Origin of the sequence: Streptomyces sp. NPDC051582 (assembly GCF_040681715.1) — a bacterium.
Classification (GTDB): domain Bacteria; phylum Actinomycetota; class Actinomycetes; order Streptomycetales; family Streptomycetaceae; genus Streptomyces.
The window spans coordinates 144478-170178 of record NZ_JBFAZJ010000006.1; the positions used below are offsets into that span (position 1 = coordinate 144478).

General features: G+C 71.6%; 24 protein-coding genes. 13 read left to right on the top strand and 11 right to left on the bottom strand.

Annotation, left to right across the window (positions count from 1 at the left end; translation table 11 throughout):
- Positions 1-50: 50 nt before the first annotated feature.
- Positions 51-1511, top strand: a complete 1461-nt coding sequence (locus AB0M92_RS10960) for an MFS transporter (protein ID WP_366101923.1) — start codon at positions 51-53, stop codon at positions 1509-1511.
- Positions 1508-2143, top strand: coding sequence for a TetR family transcriptional regulator (locus AB0M92_RS10965; RefSeq protein ID WP_366101789.1), 636 nt, complete (start codon positions 1508-1510; stop codon positions 2141-2143). The genes AB0M92_RS10960 and AB0M92_RS10965 overlap by 4 nt, the downstream gene beginning before the upstream one ends.
- A 41-nt stretch (positions 2144-2184) precedes the next feature.
- Here the strand turns inward: AB0M92_RS10965 and AB0M92_RS10970 are convergent, their stop codons facing one another.
- The 5 genes from AB0M92_RS10970 to AB0M92_RS10990 form a co-directional block, all read right to left on the bottom strand.
- Positions 2185-3888 carry a WD40 repeat domain-containing protein gene (locus AB0M92_RS10970; RefSeq protein ID WP_366101790.1) on the bottom strand — a complete coding sequence of 568 codons (1704 nt, stop codon included), beginning with the start codon at positions 3886-3888 and terminating at the stop codon, positions 2185-2187.
- Positions 3885-4556 (bottom strand): GTP cyclohydrolase II, encoded by a 672-nt coding sequence (gene ribA, locus AB0M92_RS10975; RefSeq protein ID WP_366101791.1) that lies wholly within the window; start codon positions 4554-4556, stop codon positions 3885-3887. The genes AB0M92_RS10970 and ribA overlap by 4 nt, the downstream gene beginning before the upstream one ends.
- 11 nt (positions 4557-4567) lie before the next feature.
- Positions 4568-5851, bottom strand: a complete 1284-nt coding sequence (locus AB0M92_RS10980) for an MFS transporter (RefSeq protein ID WP_366101792.1) — start codon at positions 5849-5851, stop codon at positions 4568-4570.
- Positions 5848-7746, bottom strand: a complete 1899-nt coding sequence (locus AB0M92_RS10985; protein ID WP_366101793.1) for a PQQ-binding-like beta-propeller repeat protein — start codon at positions 7744-7746, stop codon at positions 5848-5850. Before AB0M92_RS10985 ends, AB0M92_RS10980 begins: the two co-directional genes overlap by 4 nt.
- Positions 7747-8293: 547 nt before the next feature.
- Positions 8294-8872, bottom strand: a complete 579-nt coding sequence (locus AB0M92_RS10990; RefSeq protein ID WP_366101794.1) for an NADPH-dependent FMN reductase — start codon at positions 8870-8872, stop codon at positions 8294-8296.
- A gap of 563 nt (positions 8873-9435) precedes the next feature.
- Between AB0M92_RS10990 and AB0M92_RS10995 the strand changes: the two genes are divergently transcribed.
- Positions 9436-10104, top strand: coding sequence for a GNAT family N-acetyltransferase (locus tag AB0M92_RS10995; protein WP_366101795.1), 669 nt, complete (start codon positions 9436-9438; stop codon positions 10102-10104).
- A 105-nt stretch (positions 10105-10209) separates the two neighbouring features.
- Here the strand turns inward: AB0M92_RS10995 and AB0M92_RS11000 are convergent, their stop codons facing one another.
- Genes AB0M92_RS11000 through AB0M92_RS11020 form a run of 5 tightly spaced genes read right to left on the bottom strand, consistent with a single transcriptional unit; the run spans position 10210 to position 15354 of the window.
- A complete protein-coding gene (locus tag AB0M92_RS11000) occupies positions 10210-10977 on the bottom strand; it encodes an ABC transporter ATP-binding protein (protein ID WP_366101797.1) in 768 nt (255 codons plus the stop codon).
- Positions 10974-11828 carry an ABC transporter ATP-binding protein gene (locus tag AB0M92_RS11005; protein WP_366101798.1) on the bottom strand — a complete coding sequence of 285 codons (855 nt, stop codon included), beginning with the start codon at positions 11826-11828 and terminating at the stop codon, positions 10974-10976. The genes AB0M92_RS11000 and AB0M92_RS11005 overlap by 4 nt, the downstream gene beginning before the upstream one ends.
- Positions 11825-13243: a branched-chain amino acid ABC transporter permease gene (locus AB0M92_RS11010; protein ID WP_366101799.1), complete on the bottom strand. Its 1419-nt coding sequence runs from the start codon at positions 13241-13243 to the stop codon at positions 11825-11827. Before AB0M92_RS11010 ends, AB0M92_RS11005 begins: the two co-directional genes overlap by 4 nt.
- A complete protein-coding gene (locus AB0M92_RS11015; RefSeq protein WP_366101800.1) occupies positions 13240-14160 on the bottom strand; it encodes a branched-chain amino acid ABC transporter permease in 921 nt (306 codons plus the stop codon). The genes AB0M92_RS11010 and AB0M92_RS11015 overlap by 4 nt, the downstream gene beginning before the upstream one ends.
- Before the next feature lie 6 nt (positions 14161-14166).
- Entirely contained in the window at positions 14167-15354 is a 1188-nt protein-coding gene (locus AB0M92_RS11020; protein ID WP_366101801.1) for a branched-chain amino acid ABC transporter substrate-binding protein, read from the bottom strand.
- Between the two features lie 432 nt (positions 15355-15786).
- Here AB0M92_RS11020 and AB0M92_RS11025 point away from each other — a divergent pair, with 432 nt between their 5' ends.
- Positions 15787-16194, top strand: coding sequence for a DUF6463 family protein (locus AB0M92_RS11025; protein WP_366101924.1), 408 nt, complete (start codon positions 15787-15789; stop codon positions 16192-16194).
- 9 nt (positions 16195-16203) lie between these two features.
- Here AB0M92_RS11025 and AB0M92_RS11030 read toward each other — a convergent pair whose 3' ends face one another.
- The gene (locus tag AB0M92_RS11030; RefSeq protein ID WP_366101802.1) at positions 16204-17232 is read right to left on the bottom strand and encodes a hypothetical protein; all 1029 of its coding nucleotides are present in this window, start codon (positions 17230-17232) and stop codon (positions 16204-16206) included.
- A 209-nt stretch (positions 17233-17441) separates the two neighbouring features.
- Here AB0M92_RS11030 and AB0M92_RS11035 point away from each other — a divergent pair, with 209 nt between their 5' ends.
- The 9 genes from AB0M92_RS11035 to AB0M92_RS11075 all read left to right on the top strand — a co-directional run bounded on the left by AB0M92_RS11035 (position 17442) and on the right by AB0M92_RS11075 (position 25696).
- Positions 17442-18329: a CAP domain-containing protein gene (locus AB0M92_RS11035; RefSeq protein WP_366101803.1), complete on the top strand. Its 888-nt coding sequence runs from the start codon at positions 17442-17444 to the stop codon at positions 18327-18329.
- A 161-nt stretch (positions 18330-18490) separates the two neighbouring features.
- Entirely contained in the window at positions 18491-19051 is a 561-nt protein-coding gene (locus tag AB0M92_RS11040; RefSeq protein ID WP_366101804.1) for a hypothetical protein, read from the top strand.
- A gap of 341 nt (positions 19052-19392) precedes the next feature.
- The gene (locus AB0M92_RS11045) at positions 19393-20154 is read left to right on the top strand and encodes a thioredoxin family protein (RefSeq protein ID WP_366101805.1); all 762 of its coding nucleotides are present in this window, start codon (positions 19393-19395) and stop codon (positions 20152-20154) included.
- Positions 20151-20765: a TlpA disulfide reductase family protein gene (locus AB0M92_RS11050; protein WP_366101806.1), complete on the top strand. Its 615-nt coding sequence runs from the start codon at positions 20151-20153 to the stop codon at positions 20763-20765. Before AB0M92_RS11045 ends, AB0M92_RS11050 begins: the two co-directional genes overlap by 4 nt.
- Complete coding sequence (locus AB0M92_RS11055) at positions 20762-21526, top strand: cytochrome c biogenesis protein CcdA (protein ID WP_366101807.1); 765 nt, start codon at positions 20762-20764, stop codon at positions 21524-21526. The genes AB0M92_RS11050 and AB0M92_RS11055 overlap by 4 nt, the downstream gene beginning before the upstream one ends.
- 56 nt (positions 21527-21582) lie before the next feature.
- A complete protein-coding gene (locus tag AB0M92_RS11060) occupies positions 21583-22158 on the top strand; it encodes a hypothetical protein (protein ID WP_366101808.1) in 576 nt (191 codons plus the stop codon).
- Positions 22159-22193: 35 nt separating this feature from the next.
- Complete coding sequence (locus AB0M92_RS11065; RefSeq protein WP_366101809.1) at positions 22194-22934, top strand: response regulator transcription factor; 741 nt, start codon at positions 22194-22196, stop codon at positions 22932-22934.
- Positions 22931-24331, top strand: coding sequence for a HAMP domain-containing sensor histidine kinase (locus tag AB0M92_RS11070; protein WP_366101810.1), 1401 nt, complete (start codon positions 22931-22933; stop codon positions 24329-24331). The genes AB0M92_RS11065 and AB0M92_RS11070 overlap by 4 nt, the downstream gene beginning before the upstream one ends.
- Before the next feature lie 174 nt (positions 24332-24505).
- Entirely contained in the window at positions 24506-25696 is a 1191-nt protein-coding gene (locus AB0M92_RS11075) for a hypothetical protein (RefSeq protein WP_366101811.1), read from the top strand.
- The last annotated feature ends 5 nt before the right edge of the window (positions 25697-25701 follow it).

A 25701-nucleotide genomic window follows, 5' to 3' on the forward strand; every position in this document is an offset into this window, starting at 1 on the left:
CCCCCTCCCCCGCGCCCGCCACTGCCCACAGCCGCCGCCCCGGGCTCGTCATGCCGGTCCTCGCCTTCTGCGGCATGGTCGTCGCCGTCATGCAGACCCTGGTGGTGCCGCTGCTGCCACACGTCCCCGAACTGACGGGGGCGAGCCCCGGGGCCGCGGGCTGGCTGGTCACCATCACGCTGCTGACCGGCGCGGTCTTCACTCCCGTACTCGGCCGCGTCGGCGACATGTACGGAAAGCGGCGTGTCCTGCTGGCCTCCCTGGGCGTGCTCAGCGTCGGCTCCGTGCTGTGCGCGGTCAGCTCCGACATCGGCGTCCTGATCACCGGCCGGGCACTCCAGGGAGCGGCGCTCGCGGTGATCCCCCTGGGCATCAGCATCATCCGCGACGAGCTGCCCGCCGAGCGGGTGCTCTCCGCGATAGCGCTCATGAGCTCGACCCTCGGCATCGGTGCGGCGATCGGTCTGCCGGTGGCCGCGGTCGTCATGGAGAACTTCGACTGGCACACCATGTTCTGGGCGTCGGCGGCGCTGGGTCTCCTCGATCTGCTGCTGGTGCTGTGGATCGTCCCCGAGTCGCCGGTGCGTGCGCACGGCCGCTTCGACCTCCCCGGCACCCTGGGGCTCACCGCCACCCTCGTCGGCCTGCTGCTCGCCATCACCCAGGGTTCCGAGTGGGGTTGGACCTCCCCGCGCACGCTCGGCCTGTTCGGCGCGTCCGTGGCCGTGGGCCTGCTGTGGGGGTGGTTCGAGCTGCGCACCGTCTCCCCCATGGTCGACCTGCGGGTCTCCTCGCGGCCCGCCGTCCTGCTCACCAACGTGGCGGCCCTGCTGATCGGCTTCGCGTTCTACGCGAACTCCCTGGTCACCGGGCAGATGGTGCAGGAGCCCACCAGCACCGGGTACGGCCTCGGCGCCTCCATCGTGGTGAGCGGCCTGTGCCTGCTTCCCGGCGGCCTGGCCATGGTGGCGCTCTCCCCCGTCTCGGCACGGATCTCGGCCGCCTACGGGCCGCGCACCGCCCTCGCGCTGGCCGCCGTCGTCATGGCCGTCGGCTACGTGGTCCGCTTCTTCACCAGCCACAGCCTCTGGCTGATCGTGGCCGGTGCCACCGTGGTGGCCTCCGGTACCGCCATCGCGTACTCGGCGCTGCCCGCCCTCGTCATGCGGGCCGTACCGGTCGGCGAGACGGCCGCGGCCAACGGCCTCAACACCCTCATGCGCTCCGTCGGCCAGGCTTGTTGCAGCGCCGTGGTCGCCGCCGTCCTGGCCCACGTGACCTTCGTCGCCGGCGGGCACACCGCACCGACCCTGCACGCCTACCTGCTCATCTTCCTGATCGCCGGGGGTACGGCGCTCGCCGCCCTCGTCGCCACGCTGTTCCTCCCGTCGGACCGGCCGTCGGACCGGTCGTCGGACCGCATCCGAGGCGGCCGCGGTCCGCTGCGCGGCCGCTTGGGCGGTACGGTCACGGTGTCAGCGTCCGTGACCACCGCCCGGGAGAGCGCATGACCAGCACCGGGGACTCCCCCACCACCGCGTCCGCCACGGCGGGGGAGCAGAGCGGCACGGAAGCGGGCGGCGAGCCGGGCACCGAGGCGGGCGCCGGGACCGGCCGCGAGGCCATCGTCCGGGCCGCCCGCCGGGCGTTCACGCTGCGCCCGTACGCCGAGGTCACGATGCGCGGGATCGCGGCCGACGCCGGGGTGAGCCCGTCGCTGATCGTCAAGCGGTTCGGCAGCAAGGAAGCCCTGTTCAACACGGTGGTCGACTTCCGGGCGGCCGCCGACGAACTGTTCGCCGCCGCGCCCCCCGCCCTCGGCCGGCACCTGGTCCTCACGATGGTCGAGCTACGGGATCGCTTCCGCGGGGACCCGCTGCTGCGCGTCGTGTTCTCGCTGGGCATCGAGGACGAACGCACCCTGCTGCGCGCGCGTTTCCGCGAACAGGTCACCGACCGGCTGGCCGCCGCCCTCAGCGGCACGGACGCACAGCTGCGGGCCGAGCTGATCGCCGGCCAGCTGCTGGGCCTCGGCGCCACCCTGAGCCTGCACCGCCCCGACGGCGCCGGCTCCCACACCGGCGCCGACCGTCTGGCGGACCTCTACGCCCCCGGCCTCCAGCGCCTCATCGACGGGCCCTGAGACGACCGCGCCGCCCCACGCCCGTCGAGAGGCCCGCGGCGTCAGACGGCGCCCGCATCCCGCGCCGCCGGGACCGGGTACACAGAACCGTCGTACGAGGCTGCGAGGAAGGTGTCCGTCTCCGGCGCGTAGTGGAGGGCGGAGATGCCCGCGGTGGTCGGCTTGCCCACGTACGGCCATGCTCCGGTGCGCGTGTCGTAGACGGCGACCGTGCCCCCGTACGAACCGGTGGCCACCAGGGCCCCGTCGGAGGAGGCGGCGACGCACTTGACCGAGTGGTCGTGCGGGGTGGGCACGGCCGTGGCGCCGTCGCCGTCCCACAGCCGCAGGACCAGGTCCCGGCTGACGCTGGCGAACCGGCCGCCGGGCAGCGGTGCGCAGCCGTTGGCGATCCGGGTGTGCGCCTCCTCCACGCGGGCGGTCTCCGAAAGGGTCTCGGTGCTGAACCAGCTGGCCGAAGCGTCCGCGCACACCGCGAAGATCGTGCCGCCGGAGACGGCCAGGCCCTTCACGGCGTTGGCGAGCAGCGGGAGCGTCGCCACGTGCTCGACCACCCCGTCGGCCCGTACGGCGAAGACGAGGCCCTCGCCGGTGTAGGCGCCGACCACCACGTGCGGCACGCCGTCGCGCTCGAAGGCGGCCGCGCAGTTCAGCGGGGAGCGGTGCTGGTGGAGCGTCTCGCCGGTGTCGGCGTCGAAGACCCGGCCCAGCTGGCCGCCGGTGAGCACCCGGCCGCCCACGGGGACCAGGAAGTTGCACAGGCTGTCCGGGCGTCCCCCCTCGGCCCCGTCGACGCGGACGACGCCCGCGTCCCCGACCGTGTAGGTGCGCCCGTCCGCCAGGGTGGTGACGGCGTTCACGCACCGCGTGCCCTCCACCAGGTCCAGGTTCCAGGTCGCGGAGACCGTGTCGTACGTCGCGTAGGTGGAGCCGAAGGTGGCGAAGGCGAGCGTGTGGTCGTCGAGGAACGCACAGGACCGGGCCCAGATCTGCGCGGGGAACTCGGCGGTGTGCAGCGGACGCAGCCCTTCGGCGGTGTCCCATACGCGCAGGGAGCGGTCGTAGCTGAGGCTGACGAGGGCGCCGGTCGCGGAGTTGAGGACGAGGCGCTTGATGCCGGCGTCGTGGGCCGGGAAGTACTCGGTCTCGCCGTCCTCGATCCGGATGATGGCGCCGTCGTCGTTGCCCGCGAACACCACGCCGCCGCGCGTGATCGCGATGGTGTCCGTCTCGACGCCGTCGAGGTCGATGTCGGCGGTCATCTCACCCGTGGCGAGCGACCAGCGCTTGATCGTCCCGTCGTCGCTGGAGGAGATCAGTTCGCCGGTTGCGGGCAGCCACTCGACGGAGATGACGTCGGCGGTGTGGCCCTCGAAGCGGTGGACCACGGCGCCGGAGAAGTCGTACACGCGGACCGTGTGGTCGCGGGAGGCGGCGGCGATCAGCTCCTGCTCCGGGTGGAAGACGGACATCTCCACATCGTCCTTCTGGTCCCCCAGCACCGCGCGAAGCCGCAGGTCGGGGACCGACCACAGGCGCGCCGTGTAGTCGCTGGAGGAGGTGACGAGCAGGGAGCCGTCCGGGCTGAACGCCACCTGGTTGACGAGGTGGTCGTGCACGCCGCGGGCCAAAAACGTGTGCTCGGCAGCGTTCCAGAGGATGACCTGGTTGTCGTAGCCGGCGGTGGCCACGTAGCGGTCACCGAAGGTGGCGACCCCGCTGATCGGGCCCTGGTGCTTGATCACGCGATCTTCTCCTTGAGGCTGATGGTGTGCAGCGTCTTGTCGGCCTTCGCCGTGAGGTACGAGATGTTGTGGGGATTGGCGAACACCCCTGTCCGCACGGTGCTGCGCACGGCGATGCCGTGCCGGGTCAACTGGCTCGACTTGTCGGGGTTGTTCGTGAGCAGGTCGACCTCGGTGATCCCCAGCGTCCGCAGCATCTGCGCCGCGGCCGTGTAGTCCCGCAGGTCGTCGCCGAGGCCCAGGGCGCGGTTGGCCTCGTACGTGTCCAGGCCGTCGTCCTGGAGCCGGTACGCGTCGAGCTTGTTGTAGAGGCCGATGCCGCGCCCCTCCTGCCGCAGGTAGAGCAGCACGCCGCCGACGCCGTCGATCATGCGCAGGGCCTCGTGCAGCTGCGGACCGCAGTCGCACCGGGCCGATCCGAAGACGTCGCCGGTCAGGCACTCCGAGTGGAGGCGGACCAGGGGGACTCCGTCGGCCGGGCGGACACCGAGTTCGAGGGCCAGGTGCTCCTTGCCGTCGGACAGTCCGTCGAAGGTCATCACCCTCGCGTCGTACGCGGCGCCGGGCCCGAAGCCGAGCGGGACGCGCACCTCGGAGCGCACCGTGGCCCGGGACCGGAGGGGCCCGCGGCGGGCCGTCCCGCGGGATGATTCGGCAACTTCCTGCATGGTGTTTCCTCCTAGGCATTCGATTCGGAGGCGACCGGTGCGGACGGCCGGAGCCAGTCCCCCCGGCCGCGCCTCAGGTACCAGAGGGCGGAGCACGCGCCGAGGCCCAGCACGAGGAACGTCCCCCGGGCGCCCACGGCCTCGGTCAGAGCGGGGGTGACGGCGGGCGAGAGCAGCGCGGCGCCGCCGGTGACGAGCCACATCAGCCCCGAGGCGCGCCCCAGCACCGGGCCGGGCAGGTACTTGACCCGCATCATCACGACGGTGCTCAGGACGGCGCCCTCGCCGAGCGCGCCGAGCGCGACGGCCGCGAGGAACACCGGCCACCAGGGCAGGGCCATCAGCAGCAGCGACAGCCCGCAGGCCGTCATGCCCAGCGTCAGGGCGATCCACGGGCGGATCCGCTTGCGCTGGGCGACGAGTAGGTTGCCCGCCAGCATGCACGCGTTCATCACGGTGACGACGGCGCTCACGGCGCGGTCGGAGAGGTTCCAGGCGTGGCCCAGCGAGTAGACGACCAGGGCCTCGAAGCCCGCGCCGCAGGTGACGGCGAGCACCACCTGCACGATGAGCATGTCGCGGACGCGGCGGTCCGCGGTGATCGCCTTCCAGCCCGCGGAGAGCTTCCAGTTGCGGCCGGCGCCCGGCTCGCCCGGCCGGACGCGGGGCGGGTGCACCCCCATCGCCCAGACCGCGACCGGCGCGAAGAAGGTGGCGAGGTTGAGCCACAGCAGCCCCTCGTAGCCCAGGAAGGGCAGGCAGAGGGAGAAGACGACGGGGCCGACGAGGGTGGCGGCGAAGAAGAGGCTGTTCAGCGTCCCTCGCGCACGCACCGGGCAGTCGGGGAACATCCCCGGCACTCCGGTCATCCAGCCCGTCCGGTACGCGGCTCCGCCGATCGCGACGAGCAGCGCGCAGCCGAAGAGCGAGGCCGGGGTGGGCGTGCCGGTGTGCAGGACGAGGTTCATGACCAGGGCCGCGAGGGCCTGCAGCAGCAGACCCGGTACGACCAGGGCCCGCGGCCCCCAGCGATCGGCCACCCAGCCCAGGGACGGTGCGAGGAGCATGCCGACGGGGACGGCGGCGGCCAGCAGCGTCATGACGGCGAGCGAGCCGGTCAGCCGGTAGGCGAGCAGCGGCAGCGCCGTCGCGTACATCGCCTCGCCGACGTTGTTGATCGCGTTTCCCGCGGCGAACACGGTGAACCGCGGGTTCTGGAAGGGCGAGGGCTCCACCACCGCATCCGAACCGGGGGCGGCTCCGGTCTTGGGCGTGGCGGCCGCGGGAGGGCTCATCGTGAGCCGGCGTTCGGGTAGTCGCCCGTGGAGGTGGGCAGCCACAGGTCGCGTACGGCGGTCAGGACGCTGTCCTTGCGCTCGCGGTCCAGCCGGTAGAGCCGCAGGAATCCGCCGCGGCCGCCGATGACGACGTACGGGGTGCCGTCCTGGCCGCGCAGCAGGGCGATGCCCTTGGGGAAGTCGGGCAGGTCCTCGTGGAGACCGAGGAGTTCACCGGATTCGTGGTCGTACGCCGCGACCTGGAGGCCGTACGTGATCGCGACGAGGACGCCGTCGGCCACGACGCAGTTCTCGCAGGTGTTGTCGAGCAATTCGGTGAAGCGCTGGCCGAGCTTGGGCTGCCCGACCTCGAACTCCTTGATGCCGCCGCCACCGGTGGCGTGCACCCGGTCGCCGTCGACCAGGAGGCGCTTGGGGTAGCCGCCGAGTTCGGTGGTCCAGGTGGCCTCGCCCTCGGCCGAGTAGGCGGACATCACCCCGTTGCGGGTGGCGATGAGCCGGCTGCCGTCCGCCAGGTAGGCGCTCGCCCAGGCGCTGGCGGGCAGATCGTCGATCCGGGACAGCTCCTCGCCGGTCGCGGCGTCGAGTTCGATCGCGCCGTCATTGCAGGCGACGAGCAGTCGGCTGCCGTCGGGGGACCGGCTGAGCGTGTGCGAGACGGCGGGCATTTCGCGCTCCCACACCACCTGGCCCGTCCCGGAGACGCGGCGTACGGTTCCCGGCCAGAACACCCCCGCCCAGCCGTCGTCGAGGGTGACGAGGCGGCGGGTGAAGCCGAGGCCCGAGAACTCCTGTCCGGTCAGGACGAGCGCCGGGTGGCCCGGGACCTGCTCGACCAGGCGCAGCACGGCGGTGCCGTCGTCGGTCGCGGCCAGCAGGGCGCGGTCGTCGCCCGGGACGGGCTGGAGGTCCCACACGCACTGGCGCTCGTACCCGAGGCGGTCGCGTACGGTGCCGTCCGCCGTCAGCGCGGTCACCTCACCGTCCTGGGTGAGGGTGTAGACGTCGCCGTACTCGTCGACGGTGATGTCGATGATCTGGTGGCTGAAGCCGCCGACCCGCTTGGCCACGCGCAACTCGGGGTCGGTGTTGTCGAAGATCAGCAGCTCGCCGTCGAAACCGCCGGTGTAGACGGAGGAGAAGTCGGGTGAGAAGACGAGGCCTTCGACGTCGTTGCGCGCGTAGTCGAAGCGCTCGCCGACGGTGCCGTCGAGGCCGACCGTGATCACGCCGTTGGTGATGTTGCGGGTCTCCCCCAATCCCGCGTCGCCGAGGGCCCACAGACGGTTGTGGCGGGCGTCGTAGACGACGCGGTGGACGTTGGAGGTGTCGACCTGGACGACCGTCGGGAAGGAGAGTTCCGGCAGCGAGCCGAGGTGGATGCGGCCGGACCGGTCGGAGACGGCGTGCACGCCGGGGGCGTCGGTGCAGAACCATTCGAGCATGTCGTAGCCGTGCGGCCACTCCGTGATCCGCTCGATGGTGAAGGTCTCCAGGTCGATGACGACCACTTGGAAGTACCCGTTGTTCGTGTAGAGCTTGCCGTCCCAGACGCCGATGCCGCGGAGCATGGTGGGGGCGGGCTGCTCGCCTTCGAGGAGCAGCGAGGCGTCGGCGGTCGCGGCGGCGTCGAGGCGGTCGGAGAGCCGCAGGGTGTCGGCGTGCCAGCGGGAGATCGTGCCCGTCTTGTCGCGGGTGATGATCCAGTCGTCGACGAAGGTGACGGCGTAGATCGGATCGCCGGCGGGGTCCTGTGACGGTGCGGAGGAATTGGACGAACGCAGCACGTTGAGTTCGCGGTCGAGCCAGTGCAGACCGCCGCGGGCGTCCGCGCCCAGGAGGCCCCGGCCGGGACTGTTCACGATACGGGTCAGGCGCTCCAGGTTCGCCATGGAAATACCTCCTGTTGGTAAGTTGGTTCAATGGGACAGCCCCCGGGGAAAGCCGTTCGCTTTCCCCGGGAGACAGGTGCCCGAGGGGGTTCACCCCTCAGCTGGGATGCGATGTCCGCATCAGATGTCGTGGCGGACGACACGACGAACGATCTTCTCCATGGAAATCACCTCCTCTGCACGTGTGCTCGGGCCGAGTTCCGGCCGGTAGGAACTCAGATTTCGTTGCGGATGACGCGACGCACGATGCCCTTGGTCATGAAAATCACCTCCTTCACGGCGTGTTGCCGGAAAGGATCCGGCGACTGCTCCACGGAAACCAATGCCCTCGCCGATACGGCGGCGGAAGCGGTCGATCCGGCCTGGCAGGGCTCAGATCTTGTTGTTGACGACGCGACGGACGACGTTCTTCTTCATGGAATTCACCTCCTCCGCGTTGCGAGGGGCGGGACCGGAGAATCAGATGTCGTGGCGGACGACGCGACGAACGATCTTCTCCATGGAAACCACCTCCTTCCGTTGGTGTGCACGAGGGGGGCCCGGCCGCCTACGCAGCGAGGGGGATTCGCTGGTGACCTCGTACGATGGCCGCGATGGCGGCGTCGACGAGGCCTTCGAGCTCCTCCAGCACCATGGGTTCGGTGATGGTCCCTTCGCGGCCGACCAGAAAGTCGGCACTGCCGATGGCCACCGGCGGATGGTCGATCAGTACGGCTCCGCACCTTTCGAGGACCCTGCGGGTGTCGGGCTGCGCATCGGCGCCGCCGTACGTCCCGGGGGAAGCGGTGAGGAGCGCGACGGGCTTGCCCGAGAGCGAACTCGCCTTCCACGGCCGGGAGAGCCAGTCAAGGGCGTTCTTCAACGTCCCCGTCATGGCGCCGTTGTAGGACGGCGTACTGATGATCGCGGCATCCGATGCGATGAGCAGTTCACGTGCGGCCCGCACCGCCGCCGGCCCGGGACCGACGTCCAGATCCTCGTTGTAGTGGGGAAGGTCGGCGACCCTGATCTCGGACGTGTGGAATTCACTGTCACGCCGGTTGAGAATGCCGCGGATGGTGGCGAGAGCAGCGCTGTTCACCGAGTGCCGACGCAGACTTCCCGACATCAGAACGATCCTGGCCATACCCGACTCCCTACCGGTCTGCGACCCTCCGTCTCCTTGGCGGTTGGCCTTCCTCGTGTGAATGAGATTGCCTCCTGGAGTTCAATGTCGAAAACTTCGATTTCAGGCTGAATCAAGTCGGTGCAGAATCAGACACCGGAATCTCGCATTCCCTCCGGGGTGGTTCGGGTGGGGAACTCTCCCGCCCGCGCACCGCCGCACGGGACGCGGCGGCGCGCGCGCCGGTTCGACCGCACCCGGAGAGCCCGCGTCGCAGGCCAGACGGGCCACCACGAGCGGAACCACCGCGGCGCGTACCGCGCTTGGCCCCGGCGGGGCCTGCCAGGCTCGCGCCGGGGGTCCGGTTTCCGCTCGCGGGACGTGGAGGCGTCGAGGGCCGGCGACCGGCTGAACCGGTCATGACCGCCGGTGACGGCGGCCGGAAAGGACCCACCGACCCGCAGCCAGGGGCCGCATCGGGCCATCTCCGGGCGGGGTCGCGGCGGGTGTCCTCCGAGATTTCACCGCACCCCTGATGTAATAATCCATCCAGGAGTGCACCTGTTACCCACGAGGGGGAAGCCTTGCCTTTCGCGCACACGGCCGAGGCCGTACGGGCATGGGTCCACGGTTGGTCCGCTTCACGCGGCGCAGCCGAACCCGTGCCCTCCGCCTGGGGTTTCACGATCGACGTCGGCCTGCACGGACACGTCATGCGCCACGTCCTGCACTCCGCGGACGAAGCGACCGTCCACGAGATCACCAAGCGCTCCACCGCACCCGGCGTCTGGCTGAAGGCCTTCGTCCCGCCGGAAGCACTCGAACCCTGGCTCGCCCCCGGCTGGCACCTCGCCGGCGGCCCCGGCCACCTGATGGCCGCCTCCCTGCCCGTCACCCGCGGTCGGGCCACGGGGCCGTTGCCCGGGGGTTACCGGATGACCACCTGGACACGTGAGGGCGTCACCCGCGCGCTCGTGCGCAGCGCCGACGGCGCGTTCGCCGCGCGCGGCCAGATCGCCGTCACCGGTCGCACCTCGGTCGTCGACCAGGTGGAGACCGACCCGGCTCACCAGCGCCGCGGCCTGGGACGCCTGGTGATGCACGCGCTCACCGAGGCAGCCGCCGAACAGGGAGCCACGGCAGGTGTGCTGGGCGCGACGCCCGAGGGCCGTGCCCTGTACGAGGCGATGGGATGGCGCGTACTGGCGCCACTGACCAGCGTCCTGCGAGGCCCGGACCGGGCCGACACCTGAACTGGACGACGGACTCGACGACCAGGGCATCGCCCTCCTGCGGCGTGCGTCGCCGGGCCTCGTCAAGATCGCGCCCACCGTACCCTGACCCTCTGACAGGGAGGGTCAGTCTCCTGCGGTTTCGCCCAGGTAGGCGGTGCGGATGCGGGGGTCGTCCAGGAGGTCGCGGGCAGGAGCGTGCATGGTGATCCGGCCCGTTTCCAGGACGTAGCCGCGATCGGCGATCCTGAGGGCCTGGGCGGCGTTCTGTTCGACCAGGAGCACCGTCGTGCCCTGGGCGTTGATCTCCTTGATGATCTCGAAGATCTGCGCCACGATCAGCGGTGCCAGACCCATCGACGGCTCGTCGAGGAGGAGCAGTTCGGGGCGGCCCATCAGGGCGCGTCCCATGGCCAGCATCTGCTGCTCACCGCCCGAGAGGGTGCCGGCCTGCTGCGTACGCCGCTCGGCCAGGCGGGGGAAGAGGGCGAACACCCGCTCCAGGTCCTCCCGGCTCAGCCGTTTGAAGCGGTAGGCGCCCATGTGGAGGTTCTCCAGGACCGTCATGTCGGCGAAGACCCTGCGGCCCTCCGGCGAGTGGCCGATACCGAGGCCCACCACCGAGTGGGAGGGGACGCCGTCGATGCGCTCCCCGCAGAACCGGACCTCTCCCGCGGCGGGTTTGTGCAGGCCGGAGATGGTGCGCAGGGTGGTCGTCTTGCCCGCGCCGTTGGCGCCGAGCAGTGCGACCACCTCGCCCTCGCGCACGACCATGTCGATGCCCCCCAGCGCGCTGATCGCACCGTAGGACACGTGGAGACCGGTGAGTTCCAGGATCGCCGGGCCCGGTGTGACGGTGGCGGTCCGGTGTCGCAGTGGTGTTGCGGTGGTCATCGGGAATCCCCCTGCCGAGCGTGCGTCTCGCTGACGCCGAGGTAGGCCTCCACGACCGCCGGGTCCCGCTGTACCGCGGCCGGCGAGCCGGAGGCGATGACCTTGCCGAAGTTGAGCACGGTCACCCGGTCGGCCACCGAGGTCACCAGAGGCATGTCGTGTTCGATCAGCAGCACGCTGACGTCGAGTTCATGGTTGATGCGCCGGATCAGCGCGGCCAGTTGCCGCTTCTCGGTCGGGTTGGTTCCGGCCGCCGGTTCGTCCAGGAGGAGCAGCCGGGGGCCGGTGGCCAGCGCCCGGGCGATCTCCAGCCGGCGCTGGTCACCGTACGAGAGGGAGTCGGCCCTCTCCTCGGACCGCGCGTCGAGGCCCACGAGTGCGAGGAGCCCCCGGGCCCTCTCCTCGGCGGCGCGTTCCTCCGCCTTGGCCCGGGGCAGGCCGAGCAGGATGCCCAGCGGGCCGGAGCGCGTGCCGCTCTCCGCCGCGACCTTGACGTTCTCCAGCGCGGTCAGGGCCGCGAAGAGGCGGATGTTCTGGAAGGTGCGCGCCACACCGAGCCGGTTGACGTGGTGGGGCTTGCGGCCGAGCAGGCTGTGTTCGGCGCCGTCGTCGGTGCGCAGGAGTACGCGCCCTTCCTGCGGTGTGTAGGCGCCGGTGAGCGAGTTGAACAAGGAGGTCTTGCCGGCCCCGTTGGGGCCGATCACCGCGTGGATCTCGCCCCGGCACACCGTGAGGTCCACTGCGGAGAGGGAGACCAGGCCGCCGAAGCGCAAGGTCACTGCCGATACCTGGAGGACGGGAGCGGAGGCCGGGCGTGCCGGCGCCGTGCGTTCTGCGAGTGTGGTCGTCATGATGCCTCCCGCGCGGGGACGGTGCGCCTGCGGCGCCTGGCGGGCAGCAGTCCCTGCGGTCGGTAGATCATCATGACCACCAGCAGTGCACCCAGGTACATGAACCGGTCCTTCTGGTCCACCACGTCCTTCAGGCCGTGCGGCAGATAGGCCAGCAGTGCGGCACCCAGCAGGACGCCGCGGATGGAGCCCATCCCGCCGAAGATCACGTAGGCGAGGACCAGCACCGAGTACAGCAGCGGGAAGTTCTCGGGGTTGATGAACCCGACCTTGCTGGCGTAGACGGCACCAGCGACTCCGGAGGTGGAGGCGCCGATGGCGAAGGCCATCAGCTTGTACTTCACCGTGTCCACGCCGTGCGCGGCCGCGGCGACCTCGTCCTCGCGGATGGCCTCCCAGGTGCGTCCGATCTTGGAGCGCACCAGCTTGCGGAAGATCAGCACCAGGCCCGTGATCAGACCGATGAGCAGCCACAGGTAGTCCAGCGGGTCCAGGCCCCAGCGGTACTGCAGAGGGCCGAGGTCGACGGAGAAGTGCGGGATGCCGAAGACGCCGAGGGAGCCGCCCGTCACCGATTCCGCGTTCTTGGCGATCAGGTAGATGATCTCGTGGAAGCCGAGGGTGACGATGGCGAGGTAGTCGCCGCGCAGGCGCAGGGTCGGGGCGCCGAGCAGGATGCCCGCGAGGAGGCAGGTGACCATCGCGACGGGGATGGAAAGGAACGGGTTCAGCTCGAACGGCGGTTTGACGGGCAGTTGACCGCTCCAGAAGGCGGTGCTGTAGCTGCCGATCGCGAAGAACGCCACGAAGCCGAGGTCGAGCAGACCGGCCCAGCCGATGACGACGTTGAGGCCGAGGGCGAGCAGGATGTAGATGCCGACCCAGTCGACCAGTACCTGGTTCGTGGAGCGGTCGAACAGCAGCGGCAGGAGCACGGCCGCGGCGAGCCCGGCCACCACCAGCGCCACGCGCAGCCGGGGACGGCTGTCGAGCGCCGGGCGGATCCTGGCCAGCGGAGCGGCGGCGGCCCTGGCGCCGGAGGCGACGGCGCGGCGCGCGGCGGCGCCGAACTCGGCGACCGCCCACAGGACCACGGCCGCGGCGGTCCAGGCCCACAGCGCGGCTCCGGTGAAGGTCGTACGCAGGGAGAACAGCAAGTCCGCTCCGGATCCCTGCTCCCCGGTCATCACGGCGAGCAGCACGCCGACGGCGATGAGGGCGCACAGCCTGCGCCAGCGCGGACGCCGGTACCAGGAGACGTTGCGCAGGGCCGCCAGGGCCTCGGCCGAGGGCCGGGCGGGACGGAAGGAGACCGCGGGCGCCGTGGGCTCCGCGGGCGCCTTCGCCACGGTGGGCTCGGGAAGGTGCGCGAGCCGCCCCTCGGCCGCCGGCCTCGTATCGTTCAGCGTGCTCATGCCGTCCTCCCCAGCTTCGCGCCGAGGATGCCGGTCGGGCGGAACATCAGCACGACGACCAGGACCACGAAGGCGGCGACGTAGCGCCATTCCTCGCCGAACAGCGGGACGTTGTAGGTCTCGACCAGGCCGAGGAGCATTCCGCCCAGCATGGCGCCGCGGATGTTGCCGATGCCGCCGAGGACGGCCGCGGCGAAGGCCGTGATGCCGGGGATGAAGCCCATGGTGAACGAAACCTGGCTGTTGAGCCCGAAGAGGAAGCCGGCGATTCCGCCGAGGACCCCGCCGATCATGAAGGTACGGGAGACGATCCTGTCGATGTCGACGCCCATCAGGCCGGCGGCCTCGGGGTCCTGTGCGACGGCCCGGATGGCGGAGCCCAGCCGGGTACGGCGCACCAGCAGGTCGAGGCCGACGATCATGACCAGCGCGGCGACGATCAGCAGCAGCTTGACGACGTCGACCGGCGCTCCGAAGACGTGGAAGAGCACTCCGTTGTCGAAGAGGGCGGGCATGGCCTTGGGGTCGCGTCCGAAGAGCTTGCCCGCGAGGTTGTAGAGGAAGAACGAAGCGCCGATGGCACTGATCAGGAAGATGAGCGCGGGCGCGTTGCGCTTGCGCAGCGGCCGGTAGGCGACCTTCTCCAGGCCGAAGGCGGTGCCCGCCCCGACCAGGCCGGAGACGGCCAGGCCGAGGAGGACGAGCAGGACCGAGACCAGCCCGGAAGGGTGGCCGGGGGCGACCTCGGTGAGCACGATCAGCGCTCCGAAGCCGCCCAGCATGAACACCTCGCTGTGCGCGAAGTTGATCAGCTTGAGCACTCCGTAGACCAGGGTGTAGCCGATGGCGATCACGGAGTACAGCGCGCCGAGCGCGAGGCCCGGTATCAGGTAGTCGCGGAATTCCAGGAGTGTCATCGCCGCTCAGCCCGCGCTCACCAGCGTGTCGACGTTGCCCTTGAGGGTGATCCGGCCGCCCTTGACCTCGCTGAGGTAGATGCCGTTGCCGGCGAACTCGCCGTTCTCCTTGAACGAGAACTGCCGGGTGAGCCCCTTGTAGTTGGCCTTCTTGACCTTCTCCAGGACGGCTTCGCGCCGCACGTCGCCGCCATCGCCGCCGCCGAGCGACTTGATCTGCTCGATGATGAGGTTGGTGGCGTCGTAGGACTCGGCGGCGTACAGGCCGGGCGCGGCCTTGTACTCCGTCTTGTAGTCCTCGGCGAACTGCTTGGTGCCCGGGTCGACGTTGGCGTCCAGGCACTGGCAGGTGAGCATCCAGCCCTCGGCCGCGTCGCCGGCCAGCTCGGTGAACTTCTTGTCGTACGTCCCGTCGCTGGCGATCTTCGGCTTGTCGAAGCCGACGTCCTTGAGCTTCTTGGCGAACGGCGCCGCGTCCGAGTAGAGCCCGTTGTAGATCAGCGCGTCGGCGCCGGAGTGCTTCACGGCGGTGGCGGCAGCGGTGTAGTCGGGGGTCTTCGCCGGGACGCTGGCCTTGACGACCTCGACGCCCGCTTCCTTGAGCTGCTTCTCGGCGACCTTGGAGAGGCCGACGCCGTACTCGCTCTTGTCGTCGACGACGTAGACCTTCTTGGTCTGGAGCCGCTGGGTGAAGTACGTGGCCATCGCGCCGCCCTGGGCGTTGTCGTTCGGGACGGAGCGCACGAAGGAACGGAAGCCGAGCTCCGGCAGGCTCGGGTTGCTGGCGTGGGATATGGAGACCAGTCCGGCCTCCGAGTACAGCCGGCCCGAGGCCTTGGCCGCGCCGGAGAAGGCGGGGCCGACGAGGCCGAGGACGCTCTCGTCGTCGATGAGCTTCTGCGCCGCGGCCGGGGACTGGTCCGAGGAGCCGGCGTCGTCGGACGCGGCGTACTCGACGTGGAAGGGCAGGTCGCCGCGGGCGTTGGCCTGCTTGACGGCCAGCTTGACGCCGTTCTCCATGTTCACGCCGATCGCGGAGCTCTCACCCGTGAGGGGGCCCTGGAAACCGATCTTGTAGATCGTCTTTCCGTCGCTGCCGACACTGGCCGCACCGCCGCCCTTGTTGCAGCCGGTCAGCGCGGTCGCGCCCGTGACGACGAGTGCGGCGAACATCGACAACTTCCTGCGGTTCACTTCTGCTCCCTGTGGCTATCCGTGGCTGGGCTGGATCGACAGGGGTGGCTTGCTCGACCCCCCGAAACCGCACGGTGATCTCGTGCGACTCGGGCACAGTAATCAGCGCCGGCGGGGCCGTCCGGGTGCGCTTCCAGACCTGGTCAAGTCCCGGAGAACCGTGTCAGGTCCGCGCGTCGGCGGGGGCACGGGGCGTCGCCGGCGGCGGGGCGACACGGCGGCGGGCGACATGGCGGCGGGCCAGACAGTGGCGGCGAACGCCCGCTGCGCCGTGCGGTCTCCAGGACCGCGCGATCCACGCGACCCTCGTGCGGGCATCCGCCCCGTTGCCCTCTCGCCGTCGTGCTCGCACGATGGGGAACGCCGGTATCGAAACCGCGGTACCGGGAACGGTGACCGCCGAGATCACTGCAAGAACGGAGGACCCAGCTGATCAAATGGGCCGGCTGGATCATCACGTTGTTCGGAACGGCTCACACGCTCGGCGCCCTGACGGTCGAGAGGGCGGCCCGCCATGCCGGGACCTGGTTCAGCGGCGGGCTGTGGAGCGAGGATCTCGCCGACATGAGCCCGGCGGGCAGCGCCTATTGGCTGAGCCTCGCGAGCTTCGGCATACCGCTCGTCCTGGTCGGCCTGACGGTGCTGTGGCTGGACCGGCGCGGCATCACCCCGCCGGCGTTCATCGCCTGGACCCTGGGAGGCTGGACCGTCCTCGTCGCCGTGGTCCTCCCGTTCACCCCCTGGCCGCTCCTCGGGCTCGCGTGCGCCCTCCTGTCGATCGGCGCCCGCCGCGCCCGCCGCGCCGACGCGGAGTGCGCGGCCGGCCTTCCACGGGCGTGACGAGGTGGGTCAGGACGCGGGCCGGTGGAGCCAAGGGGCGCTGGTCGCCCAGAACATCACGTCCGCGCCCAGGCGCCGGCCTCCGAAGTCGACGAACTCCTCCTTGGTGTAGGGCTTGCCGGTCGAGGGGTTGGTGTACTCGAAGTCCGGTTCCTGCACCGCCATCGCCACCAGCGGGAGCTTCCCGCGGTACCGCTCGAAGAACGGGTAGGAATTCTCCATCTGCGCCTGGCGGTTCGGCAGCACGTCGGGGCCGCCGAGACCCACTCCGTGAGCCCGGGCGAAGGCGAAGGTCCGCTCCATGTAGCCGTGGTCGTTGTTCCACTCGCCGGGCCAGAAGTTCACGTACTGGATGAACCGCGTGCGCTTGAAGACCTTGGCGCCGAAGGCCATGTTGTCGAGTTCGGCCCGGAAGTACGACTCGTCGGTGTAGCCGCTGCGGTCCTTGCCCGGGTCGACCTGGGTCGCGGTCTCCGGAAGGTTCACCCCCGCCAGCCGTCCGTCGAACCGGGCGGCCAGCGCTTCGAGCAGGCGCTGGAAGCGCTCGCGCACCTCGGGCACCCACTGGGCCGCGACGGCTCCCGGTTCGCCGGGGCCCAGGCCGTTCTCGTTCGTGGTCGCTGCGGCGCCACCGGCGTACGCCGGTTCCGTGAGCAGGTAGTCCGGGAGCCGCGTGGGAGCGCTGAAGAAGCGGTCCTGCACCTGGACGAACAACTTCTTGTGGCGTGTTTGGAGGACCGTGAGGGCCTCCTCGATCGCGGAGAAGTCGTACCGGCCCTTCTGCGGTTCCATGGCCTTCCACGGCACGACCACCTGGACACCCGCGATGTCCGGCCGGTCGATCAAGGGCCTGACCTCCGTGTCGAAGTCCCCGATGGAGGAGTAGAGGTACTGGGCCGGGGCCTGGGGCAGGGCGGCGCGTCCGGAGCCGGAGCCGGAGCCGGTGGGGGCGGCCGCGGCCGCCGGCGCGAGGGCGGTGTGTGCGAGGGCCGTGGCCAGGAGTACGCCGAGCACGGCGGGCAGTCGTCGGGTCGTCATGAGCGGCGACTGTAGGAAGCGCCCCTAAGAAGATCCTAAGAGCCCTGGGATCCCGCGGGTTGGGGCGATTGCCCGATTCGGCCCTTTGCCGATCCTGCGGGCTTCCTTAAGGGAAGTTGAAGAACCCCTCCGGATCGCTCTTTTCGCTGATCACCGGCCTAGGCTCGGACGCACTCCCCTCCTCCCCTGCCTTGTGAGGTGTTACCGGCATGAGCCCCAGCCGTACTCCCGGACGTCCGTCCCGCGTCGAAGCACGACGGAACAAGACGGTGCGTACGCGCATCGTCCTCTCCGTCACCGCGGCCGCCGCGGCGGTGGCGGTCGGCGTCGCGGTGGCCGACTCCGACGGTGCTGCGCGCGGGGGCGGGCACACCGACGGCGCTGCCGGAACCTCGTCCAAGACGGCGAGCGCCGAGGCCGCAACGGCAACCCCCACCCCTCCCGCCCCGACCGGCGAGGCCTCGGCCACGACGAGTCCGAGCCCGTCCGGGACGCCCGAAGCCTCGGCTTCCGCCACTCCCGCGCAGCCCGCGGCGGCGGAGAGCGGCACCGCGGCCAAGTCGGCGTCGGGCCAGGGCGACAAGCCCACGCGCAAGCCCGCGGCCGGGGGCAGCGGCTCCGGGGGGTCGAGTGGGTCCGGCGGGTCCGGCGGGTCCGGCGGGTCCGGCGGCTCCGGCGGCTCCGGCGGCTCCGGCGGCTCCGGCACGGTCGACGCGGGCAGCGAGTCCGCGGTGCTCGCCCTGGTCAACAAGGAGCGGGCCGCGGCCGGATGCGGACCCCTGAGCACGAACGGCAAGCTGAGCGCGGCCGCGCGAGCCTACAGCGACACCATGGCCCGCAGCGGCGTCATGTCGCACACCGGACCCGACGGGTCCACCATGACCAGCCGCGTGGAGGCCGCCGGGTACGCCTGGTCCCGTCTGGGCGAGAACATAGCGCGCGGCCAGTCCGACGCCGACGCGGTGATGAACGCGTGGATGAACAGCTCCGGCCACCGGGCCAACATCCTCAACTGCGCCTTCAAGGAGATCGGCATCGGCGTGCACAAGGGCGACGGCGGCCCGTGGTGGACGCAGGACTTCGGCACCTCCAGGTAGCCGGCCCGCACGGCGCCCCACGTCCTGCGCACCCGTCCACGGGCGTGCAGGACGTCGGCGTTCGCCGGCCCCGGCGCCCGCGGCGGCCCCGGCGGAACCGCAGATTCCCCGAAGAGGGGAGGCGGTGACGGGCCGCTCGGCGCGTCCGTCACCATGGTGCCGTGCCCCGACTTCCGCGTTACCTGCTCATATGGCTGTCGTGCACGGCCGCCAGCGTGACCGCCGTGCTCGCCACGGTCCAGTTCGTCGTCGGCTCGACCCGCCATACGCCCCCCGTCGCCCGCTCCGCCCCGACGGTCATCGAGACGCCGCCCGCATGGCAGGCGGGCACCCCGTCGCCGGGCACGCCGTCCCCGAGCGCGTCCGCGAGCCCCTCCCCCTCGGCGTCGCAGCGGCCGTCCCCCTCGGCCGCGTCCCCCACCCCCGCCAAGGCCTCCGCCGGAGCCCCCCGGACGGGCGCCCCGAAGAGCGGCGTGGACTGCGCGGAGGGCGGAGCCGGCCTGTACACCGTCCCCTCGCAGGGCGGCAAGGTCACCGTGCGGTACGGGAGCCGCGGCGTGTGCCTGATCTCCGCCGTCCCCGACCGCGGCTTCAAGACCACCACCTCGCAGACCGCGGACGACACCCTCACGGTCACGTTCACCAGCGCCGACCACCGCTCGGTCGTGACGGCGACCATCGAACCGTCGGCGAAGGCCAGCGTCCGCGAGTCCTCGTTCTGAGGCCCGACCGCGCGGGAGGTCCTCGCCGGTCGTTGCGGCCGGGGCACCGATGACAACACCGCCCGGCCCCGCCCCCTTCGACGGGATTGACCGCCTTGTCCCCGCCCTGGAGCGCGTTCGGCGAAGCGGAAGCTGAGCTGTTCCTTAGGGCATCCTCAAGATCGGGCCGAGCCGGTTGCAGCGGCCCGGAGCGGTCCTATGCTCGCCTCAGCCGAGCGGCCCTCGGCGCCGGGGCACGAACCCGGCGATCGGTCGGGCCGCCGGTTTCACCGAGCCGGAGGGCGCCCGCCCTTCCCGCGTTCCGATCCGTGTCCTGGGGTGTCTTCGCCATGAGTTCTCGCATGCTCCGACCCGTCCGCGCCGACCGCCGTACGCAGCCGCCCCGCCCCGGTACGCCCCGGGGGATGCGGCTGCCGCTCGTCGCCGCAGCCGTGGTCGCGGCGGGGCTGACCGCCGCCTGCGGGCCGTCCACCGAGCCCGTCGGATCCGCCGCGCCGTCCGCGGCCTCCGCCTCCCCGGACCTCTCCGCCACCGAGTCGGCCACCGCGTCACCCGAGACGTCCCCGACCGCGACCGCCTCCGCGTCCGCGTCCGCCTCCGCGTCGGCCACCCCCCGGCCCGGCTCCTCCCCCGCCCGGACCGGGTCCGGCGCCGCCGCCGGTGCGCCGGCCAAGGCTTCCCGTACGCCCGCAGCGGCCCAGCCGGCCGCCGTGCCCGGGCCGGGCTACGACAGTTCGGCCGACGCGCAGAAGCTCATCGACGCGGCCCTGCGCACCGCCAAGTCCGAGGGGCGGATGGTGCTGCTCGACTTCGGCGCGAACTGGTGCGGCAATTGCAAGGCCGCCGACAAGGTGTTCGGCCAGCCCCAGACCGCCGCGCTCCTCGGGAAGTCCTACCAGCTCGTCAAGATCGACATCGGTGGCAACAGCTCCGCCAACTCCGCGCTCCTGCGCAAGTACAGCCCGTCCGGGGGCACCTACACGATGCCCGTCCTGGTCGTCGTCACCCCGTCGGGCACCGTACGCACCGATACCCATGTCACCGGCAACCCGTCCCTGACCGCGGAGGGCATCAACTCCTTCCTGCGCCAGTGGGCGTCATGAGACGAACGGTCCGCAGGTACGCCCTCGTCCCGGCCGGGGCCGGGCTCGCGGTGGCGGCCGCTCTCGTCCTCGCCGGCCTCGCCACGGACGACGGCGGGCACGGGGCACCCGACGGGCAGGCGGGCGCGGTACTGGGAACCCCGGCCGGGGCCACGGTGACCGACCCCGGCTCCCGCCCGGACGCGCCCGTACTGACCGGCGACGACCTGGACGGCAATGCGGTCAGCCTCGCCGGGCTCCGCGGCCACGTCGTCGTCCTCAACGTCTGGGGCTCCTGGTGCGGACCGTGCCGGACGGAGGCCGACGACCTGGAGCGGCTCAGCCGCCAGACCCGGGCCGAGGGAGTCCGGTTCCTCGGGATCAACACGCGCGACCGGGACCCGGCCGCCGCCCGGTCCTTCGTACGCGCGCACTCCCTGAGCTTCCCCAGCCTGGCCGACCCCAGCGGCGAACTGCTGCTCCGCTTCCCGCCCGCGCTGCTCAACCCGCAGGCGGTCCCCGCGACCCTCGTGATCGACCGCCGCGGACGCATCGCCGCCAGCATCGGGGGCGCCGTCACCGAGGAGCAGCTGAGGCCCGTACTCGCGCACGTGGCGGAGGAGGGGTCATGACGCCCGCCGCCGCGGACGCCACCTCCCTCGTCAACGGAACGCTCCTGATCGCGGCCCCGGTGGCGCTCCTCGCGGGGCTCGTCTCCTTCCTCTCGCCGTGCGTCCTGCCGCTCGTTCCGGGCTACCTCAGCTACGTGACCAGCCTGTCGGTCTCCGACCTGGCGGACGCGCGCGGCGGGCACCGCAGCCGCATGGCGGCGGGAGCCCTGTTGTTCGTCCTCGGCTTCACGGCGGTCCTGGTCTCCGGAGGCGCCCTGTTCGGCCACTTCGGCCGCGTGCTGCTGGCCCACCAGGAGGTGATCACCCAGGCGATCGGCGGGTTCACCGTACTGATGGGGCTGTCGTTCATGGGGTTCCTGCCGGGCTTCGCACAGCGGGAGTTCCGCAGCCACCGGCGGCCCGCGCTCGGGCTCGCCGGAGCCCCGGTGCTGGGAGCGGTGTTCGCGGTGGGCTGGACCCCCTGCATCGGCCCGACGCTGGCGGCCGTGCAGGCCCTGGCCTGGGCCGAGGCGAGCGCGGCCCGCGGAGCCCTGCTGATGGCCGCCTACTGCCTCGGGCTGGGCCTGCCGTTCGTCCTGGCCGCGCTCGCCTTCCGCCGCGCGCTGGACGCCTTCGGCCTGGTCAAACGTCACTACCCGTGGGTGCTGCGGACCGGCGGAGGTCTGCTCGTCCTCGTCGGCGTACTGCTCGCCACCGGGGTGTGGAACGACCTGGTCTACACGCTCCAGCTGTGGAGCGCCGACTCCGCCACCGCCCTTTAGAGCCGATCCGCCCCGAGCCACCAAGACAGCGACGATACGCAGACGCGGAGACGCACATGAACGTTTCGCAGTACATACGGCGTTCCCGGACAGCCCGGGTCTCGGCCGCCCTTCTCACCTCCGCGGCCCTCGCCGCCCTCGCCGCCTGCGGCGGCCGGCAGGCCGGGGGCGCCCACCCCTCCGCGCCCACGACGAGTTTCACCGAGCAGGGGGTCACGGTCACCCTCACGGTGTCCGACTGGCACGCCTCTACGGGCACGCTCTCCGCGGTCTTCACGCCCGAGCGCGAGGGCTTCCACCTCTACAGCACCGATCTGCCGGCCGACGGCGTCGAGGGCGTGGGCAGACCGACGGCCATGGCCGTCAGCGGGGCGGTCAGGGCGGACGGCAGGCTGGCGGCCTCCGCGGAGGTACGGTCGATCACCGTGCCCGGTGTCGAGGCCCCGGTGCCCGTCTACCCGGACGGCCCGGTCACCACCACGCTGCCCGTCCGCGCCGATGGGGACGGGGAGGCGACGGTGCTGCTCGGGTACGCGAGCTGCAGCACTCGGGACGGCTGTACGATCCCGGTCTCCGACCACCCGGTGCACCTTCGCGTCACCGCCGACGGCGCGACCTTCAGCCCCCAGTAGCACCGGGCCGGCCGGCCGACCCTAAGGTGTCCCCCATGCCCAGCGTCCTGGTCGTGGAAGACGACCCCAGCATCCGCCAGTCACTGATCGAGGTCCTGACGGAACACGGGTATGCCGTCCGCAGCTCGGCCGACGGCTTCGGAGCCCTGCGGGAGGTCACCCAGACGCCCCTCGACGCCGTGGTCCTCGACCTGGGCCTGCCCGATCTGGACGGAGGAGACGCACTGCGCATGATCCGGGGCATCTCCTCCGTACCCGTCCTGGTGGCCACCGCCCGCGACGACGAACGGGAAATCATCAGCCTCCTCAACGCGGGCGCCGACGACTACCTGGTCAAACCGTTCTCCGGCGGCCAGCTCGTCGCGCGCCTGTCGGCCGTCCTGCGGCGCACCACCCATGTCCCCGCCACCGGACCCGCGGCGGGAACGCGGGGAGCACCGGTGGCCCACGCCGCTCCGACGGCGGACGCGCTGCACCCCACCACCGTGGGCGAACTGGCGGTGGACCCGGGCGCGCGCACCGCGTACCTGGCCGGGGTGGAGTTGCGCCTCACCCGGCGGGAGTTCGACCTGCTCGCGTTCCTCGCCCGCCACCCCGGCCAGGTGGTCTCCAAACGCCGCCTGCTGACCGAGGTCTGGCGCGAGCCGTACGTCGATGACCAGACCGTCGACGTGCACCTGTCGTCGCTGCGCCGCAAGCTGGGCGAACGGGCGGCGGCCCCGCGCTACCTGCTGACCGTCCGCGGAGTCGGCATCAAACTGGTGGCACCGCGTTGAGGCGTTCCCTGGCCGGAGTGGCACTCGCCGTGACCTCCATGGTCGCCCTCTCCTTCCTCATACCACTGGGCGCACTGGTCATGTCGCTGGTCAAGGCACAGGCCGTCACCGCGGCCGAACAGCGCGCCGCCGCCCTGGCCCCCATCCTCACCCTGACCACGGATCCCTCCGCCCTGCGGGAGTCCGCCGCGAGTCTGGACCCGGCCCAGCAGCTGGTGATCCACCTGCCGGCCGATGCCGCGCCGCTCGGCGACTCCAAGGCGCCCGCCGCGCTGCTCGAACGGGCCCAGCAGGGACGGGAGTCCATCTCCCAGGAGATCCCGGACGGCTGGATATGCCTGCAACCGGTGGTGCTCCCCGGCGACCGGGTGGCCGTCATCGAGAACTTCGTGCCCGAGGAGGAACTGACCCACGGGGTCAAGGAATCGTGGGCGGTCATGTCCTTCCTCGCGGTGGCGCTGATCGGCGGTTCCGTCCTGGTGGCCGACCGGCTGGGCTCGAAGGTCGTCAGGTCCTCGAAGAAGCTCGCCCAGGCCTCGCGCGCACTCGGCCAGGGCGATCTGGACACCCGCGTGGACCCCGTGGGCCCCCGTGAACTGCGGGACGCGGGCGTCGCCTTCAACGCGATGGCGCACCGGATGACGGAGCTGCTCGCCGTCGAGCGCGAGCTCGTCGCCGATCTGTCACACCGGCTGCGCACGCCGCTCACCGCTCTGCACCTCGCGTCCGAGCGCATGGCGGGCACACCCGAATCGGCCAGGGTCGAGGCCGCCGTCGGTGAACTGGAGGCGGAACTGCGGGCCATCATCGCCGCGGCGCGCACCCCGCTCGCCGTGGGCCCCATGGGCCAGGGCATGCTCGGTACGGAGTCCTCGGCGGTCCACGACTCCGCCGGGGCGGCCGGCTCGCGCTGCGAGACCGCCGACGTGGTCCGCCGCCGCACCACCTTCTGGTCGGTCCTGGCCGAGCAGCAGAACCGGTCCTGCACCGTCGACGTGACCCAGGAACCCACGGCCGTCGGACTCTCGGACGACGACGTCGCCGCCGTGGTGGACGCGCTCATCGGCAACGTCTTCCGCCACACCGCGCCCGGGACCCCGTTCGGTGTCCAGGTGGTGCGGACGGCTCAGGCCGTGGAACTGGTCGTGGAGGACGGCGGACCGGGCATCCCCGAACCGGAGCTGGCCCTCTCCCGCGGGAGCAGCACCGGTTCCACCGGGCTGGGTCTCGACATCGCGGGGCGGGCCGCGACCGCGACGGGCGGCTCGGTGCACATCGGCCGCGGACCCCTGGGAGGGGCCCACATCACGGTGTCGTTCGCCCTGGCCCCGCAGGCTCCGTCCGAACTCGGACGCCGCATCTCGCGGCGCCGGCCGACCTGGCGGCGCAGGCGGTAGACCTGTTCCGGGACGTTCGCCACGGCCGGTCCCGTTTGTGGCCGACCGCTCACTGTCCGCCCGATCGGAACTGCCGTACAAGTTGAGGCCGTGCAACACGGCCGGCCCGTACGTCGCGAGGGCGCGGCGGTCCGCCGGCCGTGCTCGGTTCGACCGATCGTTTTGGGGGGCATCATGCGCAGACGCTTACGTGCCTGGATTCTGCTGGGCGCGGGCCTGCTCGCCGCAGGCGCCGGTCCGGCATACGGGGCCGACATGCCGTCGGCCGGGGCGGCGGGGTCCGCCCGGTACACCGTGCAGGACCTCGGCACCCTGGGCGGGAGCCGCAGCAGGGCGACAGCCATCGAAGGCAACACCGTCGTCGGGAGCTCGTGGACGAGCGGCGACGCCGCCGAGCACGCCTTCGCGTACGACGTGCGCAGGCACACCATGACGGATCTCGGCACGCTGGGGGGCTCCAGCCAGGCCATCGACACGGAAGGGGACTACGTCGTCGGGCAGTCGGACCTCTCCGCCGACGGCCCGGCTCACGGCTTCGCCTACAGCCTCCGGACCCGCCGGCTCGTCGACATCGGCACGCTCGGCGGCAGCGACAGCCGCGTCGCCGGCCTGAGCGGTGACACCGTGGTCGGGACGTCGTCGCTCCCCGGCGACGCGGTCACCCACGCGTTCGCGTACAGCCTGCGCACCCGGATCATGACCGATCTGGGCAGCCTCGCAGGGCCGTCGGGCGTCAGTACCGCGGCGGCCGTCAGCGGTGCGGTCGTCGTGGGCAGCTCCTCCCTGCCGGACGCGCCCTCCACCACCACGCACGGGTTCGCGTACGACCTGCGCACCCGCAGGACGACCGATCTCGGCACCCTCGGCGGGAACTCCAGCACGGCCAACGCCATCAGCGGTTCCACCGTGGTCGGCCGGTCTCGAACCACCGCGAACGGCCTCAGCGGATACGCCTACGACCTCCGTACCCGCGTCCGCACGGACCTGGGGTCCCGCTTCCTGACCGCGCAGCTGATCAGCGGGAGCACCGTGGTGGGCGGTGACGGCCTGCTCGCCAGCTCGTTCGACCTCACGACGCACGCGAGCGCCGTGATCGGCTCCGGGCGTGGTGTCACCGAGGTCAAGCAGATCTCCGGGAACGTCATGGTCGGCGATAATTTCGCCCCCAACTCCTTCGCCTTCGCCGCACGCGTCGACAACGGGGACTTCACCTACCTGCCGTCCCTCGGCGGCCTCAACTCGTACGCGGAACAGGTCAACAGCCGCGGGGTCGTCGCGGGCAGCGCCGCGCTGGCGGCCCCCGACCCGTCCACCGCGAACGGCCCGTTCCACGCCGTGGTCTGGGTGCCGCACGCGGTGGCGTAGGGGAG